20 protein-coding genes are annotated in these 15,520 nt (G+C 69.3%); 8 read left to right on the plus strand and 12 right to left on the minus strand.

From position 1 onward, the window contains the following. Nucleotides 1-93 precede the first annotated feature (93 nt). The 10 genes from H0E82_RS10960 to H0E82_RS11005 form a co-directional block, all read right to left on the minus strand. Nucleotides 94-885 carry a hypothetical protein gene (locus H0E82_RS10960; protein ID WP_180545483.1) on the minus strand — a complete coding sequence of 264 codons (792 nt, stop codon included), beginning with the start codon at nt 883-885 and terminating at the stop codon, nt 94-96. A gap of 218 nt (nt 886-1,103) precedes the next feature. Beyond that, a complete protein-coding gene (locus tag H0E82_RS10965; RefSeq protein ID WP_180545484.1) occupies nt 1,104-2,021 on the minus strand; it encodes a hypothetical protein in 918 nt (305 codons plus the stop codon). A 5-nt stretch (nt 2,022-2,026) separates the two neighbouring features. Further along, nucleotides 2,027-3,847 carry a DUF885 domain-containing protein gene (locus H0E82_RS10970; RefSeq protein ID WP_180545485.1) on the minus strand — a complete coding sequence of 607 codons (1,821 nt, stop codon included), beginning with the start codon at nt 3,845-3,847 and terminating at the stop codon, nt 2,027-2,029. A gap of 234 nt (nt 3,848-4,081) precedes the next feature. Next, on the minus strand, nt 4,082-4,681 hold the full coding sequence (locus H0E82_RS10975) for a nitroreductase family protein (RefSeq protein ID WP_180545486.1): 600 nt from the start codon (nt 4,679-4,681) through the stop codon (nt 4,082-4,084). A gap of 197 nt (nt 4,682-4,878) precedes the next feature. After that, on the minus strand, nt 4,879-5,244 hold the full coding sequence (locus tag H0E82_RS10980) for a glycine zipper 2TM domain-containing protein (RefSeq protein WP_180545487.1): 366 nt from the start codon (nt 5,242-5,244) through the stop codon (nt 4,879-4,881). Between the two features lie 124 nt (nt 5,245-5,368). Next, nucleotides 5,369-6,169 (minus strand): SDR family oxidoreductase, encoded by an 801-nt coding sequence (locus tag H0E82_RS10985; RefSeq protein WP_180545488.1) that lies wholly within the window; start codon nt 6,167-6,169, stop codon nt 5,369-5,371. A gap of 70 nt (nt 6,170-6,239) precedes the next feature. Then, the gene (locus H0E82_RS10990; RefSeq protein WP_180545489.1) at nt 6,240-6,479 is read right to left on the minus strand and encodes a hypothetical protein; all 240 of its coding nucleotides are present in this window, start codon (nt 6,477-6,479) and stop codon (nt 6,240-6,242) included. Between the two features lie 14 nt (nt 6,480-6,493). Continuing rightward, entirely contained in the window at nt 6,494-6,799 is a 306-nt protein-coding gene (locus H0E82_RS10995) for a YkgJ family cysteine cluster protein (protein WP_180545490.1), read from the minus strand. Continuing rightward, a complete protein-coding gene (locus H0E82_RS11000) occupies nt 6,796-7,458 on the minus strand; it encodes a class I SAM-dependent methyltransferase (protein WP_180545491.1) in 663 nt (220 codons plus the stop codon). Before H0E82_RS11000 ends, H0E82_RS10995 begins: the two co-directional genes overlap by 4 nt. A gap of 147 nt (nt 7,459-7,605) precedes the next feature. Next, a complete protein-coding gene (locus H0E82_RS11005; protein ID WP_180545492.1) occupies nt 7,606-8,652 on the minus strand; it encodes an ROK family protein in 1,047 nt (348 codons plus the stop codon). 137 nt (nt 8,653-8,789) lie between these two features. On the opposite strand from H0E82_RS11005, the gene H0E82_RS11010 reads away from it, so the two are divergent. The 3 genes from H0E82_RS11010 to H0E82_RS11020 all read left to right on the plus strand — a co-directional run bounded on the left by H0E82_RS11010 (nt 8,790) and on the right by H0E82_RS11020 (nt 10,045). Then, nucleotides 8,790-9,404 carry a DUF998 domain-containing protein gene (locus H0E82_RS11010; protein WP_180545493.1) on the plus strand — a complete coding sequence of 205 codons (615 nt, stop codon included), beginning with the start codon at nt 8,790-8,792 and terminating at the stop codon, nt 9,402-9,404. A gap of 96 nt (nt 9,405-9,500) precedes the next feature. Continuing rightward, nucleotides 9,501-9,677 carry a DUF1328 domain-containing protein gene (locus H0E82_RS11015; protein ID WP_180545494.1) on the plus strand — a complete coding sequence of 59 codons (177 nt, stop codon included), beginning with the start codon at nt 9,501-9,503 and terminating at the stop codon, nt 9,675-9,677. A gap of 98 nt (nt 9,678-9,775) precedes the next feature. After that, entirely contained in the window at nt 9,776-10,045 is a 270-nt protein-coding gene (locus tag H0E82_RS11020) for a DUF2789 domain-containing protein (protein WP_180545495.1), read from the plus strand. Nucleotides 10,046-10,117: 72 nt separating this feature from the next. Here H0E82_RS11020 and H0E82_RS11025 read toward each other — a convergent pair whose 3' ends face one another. Then, nucleotides 10,118-10,519 (minus strand): MliC family protein, encoded by a 402-nt coding sequence (locus H0E82_RS11025; protein ID WP_180545496.1) that lies wholly within the window; start codon nt 10,517-10,519, stop codon nt 10,118-10,120. Between the two features lie 171 nt (nt 10,520-10,690). Between H0E82_RS11025 and H0E82_RS11030 the strand changes: the two genes are divergently transcribed. The 5 genes from H0E82_RS11030 (at nt 10,691) to modC (ending at nt 14,690) form a co-directional block, all read left to right on the plus strand. Beyond that, nucleotides 10,691-11,473: a hypothetical protein gene (locus tag H0E82_RS11030; RefSeq protein ID WP_180545497.1), complete on the plus strand. Its 783-nt coding sequence runs from the start codon at nt 10,691-10,693 to the stop codon at nt 11,471-11,473. Next, on the plus strand, nt 11,463-12,044 hold the full coding sequence (locus H0E82_RS11035; RefSeq protein ID WP_180545498.1) for a 2'-5' RNA ligase family protein: 582 nt from the start codon (nt 11,463-11,465) through the stop codon (nt 12,042-12,044). The genes H0E82_RS11030 and H0E82_RS11035 overlap by 11 nt, the downstream gene beginning before the upstream one ends. A 104-nt stretch (nt 12,045-12,148) precedes the next feature. Continuing rightward, nucleotides 12,149-12,922, plus strand: a complete 774-nt coding sequence (modA, locus tag H0E82_RS11040) for a molybdate ABC transporter substrate-binding protein (RefSeq protein WP_180545499.1) — start codon at nt 12,149-12,151, stop codon at nt 12,920-12,922. Nucleotides 12,923-12,927: 5 nt separating this feature from the next. Then, nucleotides 12,928-13,602 (plus strand): molybdate ABC transporter permease subunit, encoded by a 675-nt coding sequence (gene modB, locus H0E82_RS11045; RefSeq protein WP_180545500.1) that lies wholly within the window; start codon nt 12,928-12,930, stop codon nt 13,600-13,602. After that, a complete protein-coding gene (modC, locus tag H0E82_RS11050; protein ID WP_180545501.1) occupies nt 13,599-14,690 on the plus strand; it encodes a molybdenum ABC transporter ATP-binding protein in 1,092 nt (363 codons plus the stop codon). The genes modB and modC overlap by 4 nt, the downstream gene beginning before the upstream one ends. A 51-nt stretch (nt 14,691-14,741) precedes the next feature. Here the strand turns inward: modC and H0E82_RS11055 are convergent, their stop codons facing one another. Beyond that, a complete protein-coding gene (locus H0E82_RS11055; RefSeq protein WP_180545502.1) occupies nt 14,742-15,461 on the minus strand; it encodes a Crp/Fnr family transcriptional regulator in 720 nt (239 codons plus the stop codon). Between the last annotated feature and the right edge of the window lie 59 nt (nt 15,462-15,520).

Consider the following 15,520-nt stretch of genomic DNA (forward strand, 5'->3'; position numbering starts at 1 on the left):
CTAGCAATCCCGCTTCAGCCGTCATCTCTCGTGCCTTGGCCGCGACCCGCCTTGCAAGCGGTCGCCCAGTGGTGTGCGCACGGCAATTCCGACTCAGCGACCTTCTGCGCCCGCGAAATAGATTGTATAAATGTGCCGCCCGGCTTCCTCGATCTCGGCCCATTCAGCAGCCTGGAACGCGTCGGAGGGATAGCGGCCGGGCCCCTGTTCCCAGAGTCTGACGAACTCGTTCTGTTGCCCGGCGCGACGCCCGGGGCGTTGCGCTTCCACGAGTTCAGCGACACCTGCGGGTTGCGCCGAGCGCGCCATGCGTTCGGCGACCGCGAGCTGCAACGCGTACTCGTGGATCCGCAACTCGCGGTCGTTGCGTTCGAACAGCAGGCTTCGTCCATCCAACGCTTGCACCTTGGCGCGGAGTGCGTGCTCGTCTCCGGCCTGGATTCGTTCCTGAAGCCACGACCTCGCCAGCGCGCGCCGCCGGTGTGCCTCCCGGGGATCACGCACGATGCGTTCGCGACTGTCGAATTCGGCCAATCCAAGATCTGCGAAGCGCAGCTGCGCGTCGGGATTGCCGGCTCGCGCCGCCTGCTCGAGCCAATGCGCAGCGCGAGCAAGATGATGTGGTGTCAGGACGCTGCAATCGTCGTAATGATCGGCACGCTGGAGAAAACGGTTCTCGATGTTGGTGCGGCGCACTTCATTGATGGACGGATCGTCGCCGCGTGTCGAATAAGCGATCTCGTCCTCGTACTCCTGTAGCAGACGTTCGGGTGCGTAGTCACGCAGGACGCGGTGACAGGCGCCCAGGCGTAATCCCAGCGCGGCCGCCGCCTTCGGGTCTCCCGCGTCCGCGCGGGCTTCATGTGCGCGGATGAAGTCCGTCATCGGCAGCCAGTCCTGATCGCCCACGTGGACGTGACGTCGCGGGCCCATGACGGCGGAACCCTCCGGCCCTGCGCGCAGGTCCTGGCGCAATGCGCGGACCTGGTCGTGAGGCGTCGAGACAGGTTTTGTGCTGGCCTCAACGTGTGGCGATCGATCAGGCGAGCTACATCCAGCCAGCACAACTGCGAGAAAGACAGGCCATTGATATCGAAATGGAGTCATTGCCTGGGAGCCTCTGACGGGTCGACCGCCGGCTGCTGGAGTTCACGAGCAAGCGCACGCGCATGTGCACGCTCTTCGGCAGATGCCGTCTGTTCAAGCTTGCGAACGTGTTCGCTGGTCAGGCTGTCGGGGAAGCGTCGATGCATGGGTGTCTCCGAGAACGCGAGCCAGAACCCGAGCGCGCGGGCCGGATCGGGCGTCAGCCAGCCGTCGGCATCGTGTGCCCTCGACATCGCCAGGAGTGCAGCAGGCTCGCCCGATCGGACCGCGACCGACAGCATCTGCGTCGCTCGGTTCCGTCGTCGTTCTACCTCGTCGGCAGCATCGACCAGTGCGGAGAGGCTCTTGAACTCACGAAACGCGACATCCGGATAGAGCGCCATGGCTTCCGGGTGTCCCCGCTCGGCGGCCAGGGTGACGTAGTACAGCGCGCCGTCCGCAGGCGGGTCCGCGCGAAGCCCGTCGGTATCTGCACACAGGCGGGTCGCCTCGGCATGTGCGAACAACAGCAGATCGATGTTGCGATCGTCACCGATCGGTCGCCCGTCGATCCTGATCGCGTTTCCCGCGCCCGCAACCATCTCTGCAATCATCGCCGTCATGCGACCGCCTGGCACCGGCGTGTAGTCGATACAGTGCGCGAGTGTCCGGCCCAATCGGAATGCGGCATCGGCGTCCCCGGCGTGGGCGGCTGCCTCGAGTTGCGGTCGCATGGCATCGAACGGCCCCTCAGGCACAGAAGCGACAGGTCCCGCCCCAGCTTGCGTCGCGGCACCGGTGACCCCTCCGGTGTCGGACGCCAAGGCTTGCTGTTCAGCGGCAGCATGCCAGCGCCAGGCCAACAGCGCGGCCAGACCGATCGCCGCACTCGCCAAAGCCGGCATGGCCCACCTGCGTACCGGAATGCCGGACATGCCGCTCAGCCGACCGACGCCTTTGCGATGAAATCGTCGACCTCGCGCTCGAGCAGTTCCAGCGGCACCACGCCGGTCAGCAACACGCGGTTGTGGAACGCGCGCGGATCGAAGCGGTCGCCGAGGGCATCGCGGGCCTTGTCGCGCAGCCGGATGATCTCGAGCTGACCGATCATGTACGAGGTGGCCTGACCGGGCATCACGACGTAGCGGTCCACCTCGGAGGGCGGAATCCCGTAATCGATGGCCTGCTGCCGGTTCCAGCGCATCGCATGCAGACCGGTGTCGACCACCAGGCGTCGCGCCCGGAAGAGCTCGGCGTCGAGCTGACCCAGGCGTCCCTCGGGATCGCCTTCGTACCAGCCTTCCTCGGCGGCGAGGCGCTCGGCATACAACGCCCAGCCTTCGCTGAAGGCCGAGATGCCGCCGAACGCCCGTGTCTGGCGGAACTTGGGCAGGTCGGCGTTCTCGACCGACAAGGCGATCTGGAAGTGGTGGCCCGGCACGGCCTCGTGATAGACCAGCGTGCGCAGGCCGAAGCGGGTCAGCCGGTCGGGGCGCAGGGGCATCTGGTACACGCCTGGACGCGAGCCGTCGAGGGGCGGCGCCGTGTAGCTGGCGGCCGCACTTGCCCACCGGTATTCGGGGTAGGGCTGGGCGATCACGGGGGTGCGTGGGCGGATGTCGAAGAGCGCATCGGCGCGGCGCTCCGCATCGCGCATCATCATTTCGATGTCGGCCATGATCGCCGCCCGGCCCGTGTCGTCGTTGCTGTAGGCGAGGTCACGTCGCAGTTGCGCGATCCGCGTTTCGACGCTGCCCTCGGCGCGGCCGATCGACCGCAGGATCGCGTCCATCTCGGTCTCGATCCTCGCCACCTCGCGCAGGCCGATCGCATGGATCTCGGCCGCGCTGAGCTGCGTCGACGTGAAGCGGCGCAGGTGGTAGGCGTAGGCTTCGGCTCCGTCGTCGAAGCGCCACAGGCCGGCGTCGTCGCCGGCACGCGACCGCTGGGACTCGAGTTCGGCGATCGCGCGCGCCCAGGCGGGATACACGCGCTCGGCGACGGTCCGCGTGGCCTCGGCGACCAGCGTCTCGCGGGCACCCGGGTCGAGCGACTCCACCGATGCCAGGCGTTCGGCGAACGTGGCGACCAGCGGATTGCGTGCGGCCGGCCCGTCGACGAACTGGCGCATCTGCGCGATCGTCGCATCCAGGATGAAGCGCGGCGGCAGGATGTCGCGGGCAGCGAGCTCGCGCGCCCGCGCGGTGGCCTCGTCCATCCGGGCCTCGAACTGGCCGAGCCGGCTGAGGTAGGTGCGCGCGTCGCCGACGCTGCGCACCGGATGAACCACCGTCATCAGGTTGGGCAGATTGACGTTGGCGCCGCTGAACTGCTGCAGCGGAAACTCGTAATGCGAGAAGCGCTCGCCTTCGAGAAGGCTGCGTAGCTGCCAGTCCATCAGCTCGGCCGACACACGCTCCACATCGCCCATGCGCGCGCGGTCGAAGCCCGCGAGTTCGGAGAGGCCGCGCTGCGCCAACGCGAGGGTATCGCGGCGGAATTGGGCCGATTGCGGCGTGAGCTGTGCATCGAGCTCCGTTTGCAGGGCGCCGTCGAAGTAGCGGCTTGCCGTAGATGCGGAGGGCTGCCGTCGCATCCAGTCGTCGGTGTATCGGGCGAAGAACGCCGAGACCCCGTCCGCAGGCCGCACCTCTCCCTGGCCGGCCGGCGGCGGCGTCGATGGCGCCGAGGCGCAGGCGCCGAGCAGCAGGGCGGCGGTGAGCGCGAGTGCGAGCGGGGCAGTGCGGCGGCGTCGGGACACGGGAGCTCCGGAAGGCGAGGCGGGTCCCGATTCTAACCAGACGTCCGGCGGGTGCTGCCCGCCACGTGTCTACCGATTCCCGCGCGGCGGCGCCGTCATGGCGAGAAACGCGTCCCCTCAATCAGCTGCCGCCCTGCAACGCCGCCTGCTTTGCCGGCGCGCTCCGAAGCGCATCGCTACCGACGTCTCCAATCGAATGCTGCTCCATCGCTCCGTTCGCGCCGCGTCCGGGGCTCACCCATGAACGCGGAAGCGGACCGCGTCGTCGATATAGCTTTTTTCACCGATCGACGCTTCGTGCGAACCGAAAGGCATCTGCGCGCGGAGGCGCCAGCTGGCGGGCAGATCCCATTCGCGCGCGACGGCCGCATCGGGGAGGGGGTTGTAATGCTGCAGGCTGGCGCCGATGCCCGCCTCGGTGAGCGCGGTCCAGACCGAATACTGGGCGATCGCACTCGCATGCTCCGACCACACCGGGAAATTCTCGGCATACAGCGGAAAGCGGGTCTGGAGGTCGGCCACCACGTCCTGGTCCTCGTAGAACAGTACGGTGCCCGCCCCGGCCGAGAACCCGTCGAGTTTGGCTTCCGTCTGGGCGAAGGCATCGGCCGGCACCACCGGGCGCAGCGCATCGTTCACCAACGACCAGAAGCGGTCACTGTGCGCGCCGAACAGGATCACCGCGCGCGAACTCTGCGAGTTGAACGACGATGGACTCTCGCGCACGGCCTCCTGGATGAGGGCAGTGACCTCGGATTGCGGCAGCGGAAGCTGCTTGCCGAGTGCGTACTGCGTGCGGCGGCGGCGGGCGATGGCCAGGAATGCATTGGGCATGGGAGCTCCGGTATGAGGCCGAGACGGCGAGGCGCCTAGTCTGCATTCGAGCGAGCGTTGCAATGATCGACCTCATCGGGACTGATCGTTGCAGGGGCGAAGCCGCCTGTTGGAAGCGTCGGGGTCTGGGGCCCCGTCGAAACAACGCCGCCGCACAGGCTGCGCGGCGGCGTCAATGGTCATGCGCTGCGCGCGGCTCAGCGATAGACGCGCTCGCAGCGGCTTTCGACAATGCGATCGCCACGCGCTTCCTGGCTGTTGCCCTGGACATTGCGGCCGATCGCGCCACCGGCAACCGCGCCGCCGACCGTCGCGATCCTGCGCCCGCTGCCGCTACCGATCTGATTGCCGACCAGACCTCCGATCACGGCGCCTGCCGCGGTACCACCGACCCGGTTGGGGTCCGAATCGGCGCGCCTGACTTCGACGTCCTGGCAGACCACACGACTGCCGTCATTGAACCGGCGCCCTTCGTCCTGCGGACCGTAGGTCTGTGCATGGGCGGACGCGAGCCCCAGGGTCGCAAGGACGGCGATGGAAGCAACTGTGCGGATCGGATGCATGGCGAGGCCCTCGTGGATGACGTGGGGCCATCGTGTCGCGCCGCGCGGGAGGTCCGGATGAAATCCACCTGGTCCGCGGATTGCGGTTCAGGCGCCGGCCCGCTGCGTGACCACCGCGCCTGGACTAGGCGTACTGCATCCGCCGCGCCATGCCGCCGTCGACGACGAGGTTCTGGCCGGTCATGAACGCCGATGCGGGTGAAAGCAGATGCACCGCGAGCGCAGCGACGTCCTGCGGGCGACCGGCGCGCCCCACCGGATGCTGGCGGTGGTCCTGCCGCGACAGCGCCGGCGTGCGCCGCGCGACCGGTTTGCGCCAGTCGTCGACGACGATCCATCCGGGGCTGATGGCATTCACGCGCACCTGTGGGCCCTCGCTGATCGCCAGTGCATGGGTGAGAGCGACCAGCCCGCCTTTGGCGGCGGCATAGGGTTCGGTATGCGGCTCGGAGTGCAGCGAGCGGCTTGAGGCGATGTTGACGATCGCGCCGCCGGCGTCGCGCAGGGCAGGGAGCGCGTGCTTGCAGCACAGGAATGCACCGGTCAGATGCGCGTCGATGAATCTGCGCCACTCCGACAGCGGCAGCGTCGCGAGCTCCGGCACCTCGGGCGACGCCGGTCCGCCATTGTTCACCAGGCCGTCGAGACGGCCGAAGCGCGCCAGTGCGCGGCGCGTGAAACCACGCACGGAGGCCTCCCGTGACACGTCCAGCGGCGCGAACCAGGCGCGCTCGCCCGCCCGCCACTCCGCGAGACAGGCCGCACCCGCATCGCGGTCGAGATCTCCGATCGCGACCCGTCCACCCGCACCCAGCACTGCCTGGGCGATCCCGCGGCCGATGCCCTGCGCCCCGCCGGTGATCATCACCACCCGGTCCTGCAAGGGCGTGGCGTCGAACGCTTCGATCGGCGGAGTGAGCGTCATGGGAAGTCCTCCAGGGGGAGGCGCAGTGTCGGCGCCGGTGGATCGACGCGGTGTCGAGACGTCTCGGCAGTCAGCGCTTGCCGCGCCCCGGTCCTGCCGGCGCCGGGGCCCGGGGCGCGGTTTCATCCAGGCGGGTGAGGGTGCGGGTGGTGCCGAGCACTTCGACCTGTCCGCCGGACGTGCGGAACCGGGCCATATCCTCCGCGATCCGTTCGCTAGTCATGGCGCTGGCGCGCTCGCTGGCGGTACGTGCGCCGGCGAACAGCTGACGGGTGCCGGCCTGCTGCGACGGTCTCCGGGTTCCGCTCATGGGGGATTGCTCCTTCAGTACATCGTGAGGGGAATGCCGCGCAGGCCGCGGTCGGTGTACTCGGCGCGGATCTCGCGGCAATAGGGACCACCCATCGCGAAGCGCCGGCAGACCTCGGGACGCGATGCGTAGATCGAACAGCACATGCGCGCCGCATCCACCGCCACGCACCAGCCCTCGTCGTCGCGGGCCATGACCTGCAGGCCCGCCTCGGTGACATCCGTAAATCGCGCCGGCACATCGTCGTCGGGCTGCAACACCACGGTGAGACGGCAGCAGACCGCATCGCAGGCCTCGCACAGATCCGCCGGCACGCTCACGCCACGCTCGCGGTGCGGAGGTAATGCAGCAGCCGCCCGGACACCGCGTCGCGTCCTTCGATCGCCGGAAGCCGGTGCTCGCTGGCGCTGAACCCCTGGTCGGCGAGCAGCCGGCCGAAGGTGCCGCTGTGGCCGCGTCCGGGGTCGGTGAGCATGACCTGGGCGCTGGGCCGGGCATGCCGCTCGACCACGCCGGCCAGACTCGCCGCATGGCCGCGCTCGTACAGCACATCGCTGGCGATGATCAGGTCGAACGTACCGAGGGACGCGAGCGGCGCGTCCCAGCGCATGTGCCGGTAATGCACCGCGTCGAGCGCATTGAGCGCCGAGTTGTAGGCCAGGAACGCGTCGGCCAGCGGATGGATGTCCGAGGCCACGACATCCGCGCCGCGCCGCTGCAGCACCAGGCTGGAGAGGCCGATGCCGCAGCCGATCTCGAGAATCCGGCGCCCATCGAGGTCGATCCCGTCCATCACCGTGGCCAGCGCCTGCCCGGAGGGCCAGACCTGGCCGAACAGCGACCACTGCGCCGAGGAGATTCCCAGACGTGCACCGTCGCCGTCCGGGTCCGCGTATTGCTGGAGATCGCTGAGCGTCCGCAGCCGGTAGACGTGGTCACCGATGCGGACGTTCGAAATGCGGGTGGAATATCCGGGCACGACACTTCCTTCGGAGCGTTGCCCGCAAGCGGACGGTCACGCATGGAGGGAAGCGACGCGGCGACGGCTCAGGTCGGGGGACGCGGATACGGGCGTTGCCCGAGGCCGCAGCATAGCACCGGGGTCGTCGGCTCTCGCGAAGGCGGTTCAGCAACCCAGGTTCGTATAACTCGCATTGCCGAGTCCGGTGCCGACGGTCAGCACGCCCCAGCGGGCGACCGACAGCATCCGCGGGCGCTCGCTGAGTCCCTGGACCACGGCATCATTGTGCAGCCGTACCACGGGCGCGCGGCTGCCGATCCTGTCGAGATGCTCAGCAAGCGCCGTCGCCAGCCGGAATTCGCCGTCCTCCCAGTCGCCGGGCAGGTTCTGCGCGCCTGTCGCGATGCGCCCGTTGCTGCAGATGCGGCCCGGACACGCGATGCCGACGAACGGTGCCAGCTGCAGTCTGCGGGTGCGTGCATGCGCGATCAGGCCGTTGAGCATCGCGGCGAGGCGCAGCACCGTCGTCGCGCGGTCCGGACGATCGCCGGCGTGACGCCACTGGCTGCGCTCGAGCACCGTGGCGCGGCTGCCGTCGTCGCGCGTCTCCAGACGAGGCGCGACGATGCCGCACCGGATGTTGGTGCCGCCGATATCGACGGCCAGGAATGCATGGCTGCGGAGCGTGCGTGCCGGGGCGAGCGGAACCCAGCCGAGCAGGCCGGCATCGTCGCTGTCGTGGCGCAGCAACGACAGATCGACGCCGCTGCGGGACAGCTTGAGCAGACGTGCGGCCCGGTTCACCGACAGCGCCCCTGCGCGGCTGGCCGCGAAGCCGCCGCCGATGACGATCCGCTTGACGCCCTGCCACGCGGGTTGCGTCAGGAAACAGCGCACCACTTCCGCCAGCCGTGCGGCGTGGTCCTCGACCGTGGCATGCACCAGGTGCGCGGCGTCGGCGTTTCCGCCGACCAGGACGAGATCGAGCTCGTCCTTGGAGATGGCCCGGGTGGGGGTGCGCCCGAACGGATCGCGCTGCCCGGTGAAATGCTGTCGACGCCGGATGTCGAGGAGATCGCGAAACGCCGTCTGGCTGGCACGATCGCCGAGGAAGCCGTCGCCCTCCGGGTCGCGCAGCGCCAGGTTGCAGCTGTCGATGCGTAGGCCGGGCAGGCGGGTTGCGGCGTGACGGTCGCGGGGATCGCGCGTCATGGATCCGGCACCTCGGGAGGCATTGCGCGCATCGTGCATGCCTACGCGTCCCAGCGCGTGAGGACGTGGGTAGCCTATGCGCACCGCCGCCAGGACCGCCCCCGATGCCGGAAGATCCGCACCCTCGTTCCGCTCGAATGCTCGTAGCGCTGCGCTGTTCGAATGTGGCGCTGTGCGCGCTGGCCGCGTTTGCGGCAACGGCCGTCGCACTGCACCTGGCCCGACCCGATCTCGACGCCGTGCGCAGCCAGATGAGCCTGTATCTGATCGGCGACTGGGGACCGGCGCTGCAGGCGGCTTACGTCGGGCTGGCGCTCGGCATGCTGGTGCTCGCATGGGGCCTGCGCGTCGGCCTGGCGCCCCAGGCGCGCAGCGCGGCGCCCCTGGTGATGTTCGTGCTGGGCGGCGGTGCACTCGCGACCACCGCCTACGCCTGGATGGATCTGCCCGGCGTCGACCGTTCGCTCGAAGGACTCGTGCACGGCGTGTCCGCGCAGGGCGCGTTCCTGTTCTCGACCACCGGCATGGTGCTGCAGGCGTGGCGGTTCCGGTGCGATCCCGAATGGCGCACTGCGGCGCGCTGGGCCGTGCCCTGGGCGACGGTGTGTTTTTCATCGGTGTGGATCCTGGCCGTCTGGCGCGATGCGCCGCGCGGCCTTGCGCAGAAGCTGGTGATCGCGTTGATCGTGGGCTGGCTCGCAAGCACGGCATGGGCGCTGCGTCGCCGCGCTGTTCGCGGCACGCTGCGCTGATCCGGAGCCTGCATTCACGCTGGCCGCACCGTCGCCTGCGCAGACTGGTTCCCGAAGACGCCGCTGCCGCGGGTCGAACGAAAACCGGAGAACAACATGATCAAGTGGGCAATCATCTTCGCCGTCATCGGCCTGATCGCGGGCGCGCTCGGCTTCAGCGGAATGGCCGGCGCCGCCATGGGCATCGCCCAGTTCCTGTTCTGGGCGGCGATTATCATCGCGGTGGTGCTGTTCGTCATCGGCCTCACCGTCGCGAAGAAGGTCGTGCGCTAGGCACACGGGGCGAGTCCGTTACCCGCCATGCCGTCCGCATTGTCTGCGGACGGTTTTTTTTGCCCGGCGTCGAGCCGGCGCCTGCTGCCGGAGACATTATGGAATCGACCTTCCACCCATTCACCGAACTGTTCGACCAGCTGGGCCTTCCGAGCGACGAGGCCTCGATCCGCGCGTTCATCGCCACGCATGCGCCGCTGCCGGACGACATGCGGCTTGAGGAAGCGCCATTCTGGAGCGATGCCCAGGCCCAGCTGCTGCGGGAAGAGCGCCTCGAGGACGCGGACTGGATCGTCACCATCGACCAGCTCAACGTCGCCATGCATGCGAAGCCCGACGTCGATGGACGCCCGATAGCCAACGATTGATCTTGAACCCCGCGCCGGGGCATGCGCCCTCGTCGGCCTGCGCGGTATCGCGTGATGGGCGCGCGCCGGGAGTCAGTACACGCGGTGGCAGTTGCGCTCGTGCTGACCCGGCAACGTCAGCCGCGCCTCGTCGTCGCGATGGGCCCAGAAGCGATGGCCTTCGGCGGCGACGTACAGGCGGCCGCTGGGTCCCGCCTCGCGGGCCAGTTCCAGCGTGTCCCCGTCGACCACGAAGCGTACCCGGTCTCCATCCGCGTCCGTCGCCACGTTGATGCGCAGTCCTTCGCAGTCGTACTCGACCGTGGCATCGGGCTCGGAAGCCGCCTCGCGGGCCGCGAGTGAACCGGTGACCGGCGGCTCCTCGCTGGCGGCCGGCGTCGTGGCCAGCGGCGCAGCCGGCGCCGGGGGCGCGTTTCCGCATGCGGTGAGTGCGAGGAGGACAGGGACGAGGCCCAGGGCGACGGACGAATGCACGATGGCGTCTCGGTGGCGGAGGATCGATCCATGCTGGATCGGCGTGCGTGAACGGCCGGCATCGGCTGCGCTACGGCGTATATCCCGGATGGCGGACAATGACGGTCCGCTGCAGCCGCCCGTCTCCGTTCGTCGCACCGTGCAGCCGTCACTCCGCTCGAAGAGGTCGCTATGAAGTTCAACGCGTGTCTTGCCGCCGTCGCCGTCCTGCTGCTCGCCGCGTGTGCGCCGCCGAGCGGAGGGGAGCCCGAGCCACTGCTGGACGATGTCGCGTCCGGATCGTTAGCCGAACGCGACGAAGACGTCGTGCTCACGACGAACGAGCCGTTCTGGCAAGCGCGTCTCGAGGGCGACGTCCTCATCCTCGAAGGGCCCGGACAGGCGCCGCGTCGCTTCACCGGTGCACGCGATGCGATGACGGCCGACGGACGGCGCATCGAGGCCAGGGATGCCACGGGCGACGTCGTGCTGATCGTGCGGCGGATGCGCTGCGAGGACGACATGTCGGGGGCGCGCTTTCCGATGACCGGACTGCTGTCGGTGGACGGCGCTCCGCCGGTGCGCGGCTGCGCGCGTCCAGCATCGATGCCGCCTCCCGGTGAGCCGACGGTTGCAGACGCCATTTCCAGCCCCTGGACCGGGCGCTGGGACGCGGATGCCGACGCCTGCGCCGACGTCGAGGCCGGCGCTGTCCGGCTCGAGATCGGGCCGCATGCGTTGCGCTTTCACGAAAGCACGGCCACGCCCGAGCGCGTCTCGCGTGTCGACGAGGAAACGCTCGAGCTTGCGCTGGCCTTCGATGGAGAGGGCCAGCAATGGAGCGAGACACGCCGGCTCCGCCTCGAGGACGATGGCCGCACACTGGTCGTGGAGGGGCCCGGCAATACCCGAATGTCGCGGGTGCGCTGTCCCGGAGCGACCGGCCCAGGCTCGGCCTCCGTCGATGCCGGCTGATCTCTTCGGTCCACCGCGTCCCGTCCACAGCCTGTTCTTCGCCCTGATGCCGGATGCGCAGCTGCGCGACGCGCTGGCGGACATGGCAGCGCGGATCGAGGTCGCCAATCCGCTGCATGCGACGCCGGCGCATCGGCTGCATCTCACGCTGTACTACATCGGCGAAAGCGAAGGCCCACGCGCGGACTGGGTCGCAGGCGCGGAGCGCGCCGTCGAACGGCTCTTACCTGTGACCCCGTTCGCGTTCGAGCTCGATCGCGTGGCCGGGTTCCGGGGTGCACCGGCGCCGTGCGTCGCGCTCGTCGACCCGGGTCACGAGTCGGCGCTGTCCGCATTCCGGCAGCGTCTGCACGACGCCTGCAGGCGCGAAGGGCTGCCGGAGGCGGGGCATGCCCGCTTCACCCCGCACGTGACGCTCGGCCGGGTGACACCGATGCTGGCCGCGCCGATCGGTATTCCGCCGCTCCGTTGGCAGGCGCGCACGCTCGCGCTCGTGCACAGCGTGCGCGGCCAGTCCGCGTACCAGACCGTCGGCACATGGCATCTGGACGCGGACGGACCAGGGCCGTAACGGTGCACCCGCCCGCAGGGCGGCGGGGCCTGGGGCCACCGCGACGTACCGCCGCGCCACCGCGCCCGGTAGAGTCCTGCGGATCCCCGTCCGGAGCTCCGCTCATGCGCTGCGCCCGCATCCTGGCGTTTATCGCCCTGTTCTTCGTGGTGTCGACGCCGGCGCTCGCGAGCCTGCGCATCGCCGCGGCAGCGGACCTGAAGTTCGCGATGGACGATGTTCTTTCCGAGTTCCGGCGCAGCCGTCCCGGTGCGCGGATCGATGTGGCCTATGGCTCGTCCGGCCAGTTCAAGACGCAGATCCAGCAGGGCGCACCCTACGACCTGTTCTTCTCGGCCGATATCGCCTTTCCGCGCGAGTTGCACGCCGCGGGCCTCGCCGCATCGGACGTCGTGCCGTATGCGGTCGGGCGGATCGTCCTGTGGAGCGTGCGCCATGATGCACGCGGGCTCACCCTCCGCGACCTGCCACGTACCGAGTTCAACCGCATCGCAATTGCCAGCACGGTCCACGCGCCCTATGGCATGCGTGCAGAGGAAGCCCTGCGGGCGGCGGGGGTGTGGAGCGCTGTCGAACCCCGGCTGGTCTACGGCGAGAACATCGCGCAGACCGCGCAGTTCGTGCAGTCCGGAAACGCCTCCATCGGCATCATCGCGCTCTCGCTCGCGTTGAGCCCGCAGCTGCGGGCACAGGGCGGATACGCGCTGATATCGGATTCGCTGCATGCGCCGCTCGAGCAGGGCTTCATCGTCACCCGACGCGCTGCGCGCAACCCGCACGCGCATGCCTTCGCCGGGCACATGCAGACGCCTGGCGCGCGGGCGATCATGGCGCGTTACGGCTTCGAACTTCCCGCACGCGCCGACCGGCTGCGCTGACCAGAATGTTTTCGCCCGGCGACATCACCGCGATCCTGCTGACCCTGAAGCTCGCCACGGTGGTGACCGTGCTGCTGATCCTGCTCGGCACGCCGCTGGCGTGGTGGCTGGCGCGGACCCGGTCGTGGTGGAAGCGTCCGGTGGCGGCCGTCGTGGCCTTGCCACTGGTACTGCCGCCGACGGTGATCGGGTTCTATCTGCTGGTCGCGATGGGGCCGGACGGCCCGCTCGGCCGCGTCACCGAGACCCTCGGCCTCGGCCTGCTCCCGTTCACGTTTCCGGGGCTGGTGGTCGCCTCGTTGATCTATTCGATGCCGTTCGTCATCCAGCCCCTGCACACGGCCTTCGAAGCGGTGGGCGACCCGCCGCTCGAAGCTGCGGCAACGCTCGGGGCCGGTCCGGTGGACCGATTCTTCACCGTCGCGGTGCCGCTGGCCCGGCCCGGCTTCGTGACCGGCGCGATCCTCGGTTTCGCGCACACGATCGGGGAGTTCGGGGTGGTGCTGATGATCGGCGGCAGCATTCCCGGCGAGACCCGGGTGGTCTCGGTGCAGATCTACGACCACGTGCAGGCCTTCGACTACGCCCGGGCCCACTGGCTCTCGGGTGTGCTGCTGGTTTTCGCGTTCGTCGTGCTGCTCGCGCTATATGCGTTCCAGCCGACGCGGGCGCGTCGATGAGCACAGTCCCCGGCGATGGCCTGACGGTCCGGCTGGATCTCGCGTTGCTCGGATTCCGGCTCGACGTCGACCTTCTGCTCCCGGGCGCCGGGGTGACCGCGCTGTTCGGGCCTTCGGGCTCCGGGAAGACGACCTGTCTCCGCGCGATCGCCGGGCTGGAAGCCGGCGCCGCAGGCCAGGTGCGGCTCGGCGACCGGCTGTGGCAGGACTCGGCGCGCGGCTTCTTCGTCCCCGTGCATCGGCGTCCGCTCGGCTACGTATTCCAGGATGCCGCGCTGTTCCCCCACCTGAGCGTGCGCGGGAATCTCGACTACGGCGCCCGGCGCGCGCGCGGGGACGGGCCCGCACTCGCGTTCGACGCGATCGTGGCGCTGCTCGGGCTGGGTCCGCTGCTGGCACGTCGACCCTCGCATCTGTCGGGCGGCGAGCGGCAGCGGGTCGGCATCGCCCGGGCCCTGCTGGCACGTCCGCGGCTGCTGTTGCTCGACGAGCCGCTCGCCTCGCTGGACGACGCCCGCAAGCGCGAGATCCTGCCCTACCTGGAACGGCTGCGCGACGAACTGGCGATTCCCGCGCTGTATGTGAGCCACAGCATCGATGAGGTGGCGCGGCTCGCCGACCACCTTGTGCTGCTGGAGCACGGCGCGGTCGTCGCCAGCGGTCCGCTCCGCGCAACCCTGGCGCGGACCGATCTGCCGCCGGCATTCCTCGAACACGCCGGCGTGGTGGTCGAGGGCCACGTCGTCCGGCAGCTTCAGGACGACCTTCTGCTGCTCGACATCGCCGGCGGCCAGCTCCTGGTGCCCGCATCGGGGCAGGCGGTGGGGCAGGTGATGCGCTGCCGGATCGCAACGGGTGACGTCAGCCTGGCAATGGCGCCGGCCAGAGACACCAGCATCGGCAACCAGCTGCCCGTCACGGTCCTGCAGGTCGTGGACGCATCCCATCCGGCAATGTGCCTGGTGCAGCTCGACGCGGGCGGAACCCGTCTCCTCGCCCAGGTCACCCGACGCGCCTGGAAACGCCTGGGGCTCGCGCCGGGGGCGTCCGCCTGGGCGCAGATCAAGGCGGTGGCGGGGCTCGGCTGAGACGCACCGCTGCGGTTCGAGCGGCGCACACGTCCCGACCGGCCGGCCGTCTCAGCCCTGGCCGGGAAGCAACAGCCGGTCGTATTCGGCGCGCACCCCGACATAGCACTCGCAGGCGCGCGTCAACAGACAGTCACGATCCAGCACCTGGATCAGGCCACGGCTGTAGCGGATACAGCCGTCGTCCTGCAGCCGGCGCGCGGCCTCGGTGATGCCCTCGCGGCGCACGCCCAGCAGATGCGCGATCTGCTCCTGGGTCATCTTGATCTCGGCCGAACCGATGCGGTCGTTGACCAGGAGCAGCCACCGCGACAACTGCCGGTCCACGGTGTGATGGCGATTGCACACGCCGGTCATCGCGGTCTGCATGAAGAGTGCCTGCATGTAGCGCAGGAGGATCGCCTGGAAGGCGCCGCCACGCTGGAATTCGCGCACGGCACTCTCCGCACGCAGTGCCAGGGCTTCGCCGCCGACCTGCACCACGGCACGGACCGGCACACTGCGCGCCCCGGCGATCAGGCCGATCCCGACCACGCCCTCGTTGCCGACCATGGCGATCTCGCTGGTGTCGCCGCTCTCCAGGGCATACATCAGCGAGACGATCCCCTCGCGGGGGAAGAACATCTGCGACTGCGGCGCACCGGACTCGTGCAGGACCTTGCCGGCCGGCAGCTCGACCAACTGGAGTTCACCGCCGAGTCGATCGCAGATCTCCTCGGGCAGATCCTGCAGAAGTCCGTTGTTGGGAGCCCAAGGGGCTTTCTTCTTCATGCGTCGGCGTTCGGTTACGCACCCGGGACAATCCTGGATTCTCGCGGCTGAATGCGGTG

It is taken from the genome of Luteimonas deserti (genome assembly GCF_013425765.1).
In the GTDB taxonomy this organism is placed as follows: Bacteria; Pseudomonadota; Gammaproteobacteria; order Xanthomonadales; family Xanthomonadaceae; genus Luteimonas; species Luteimonas deserti.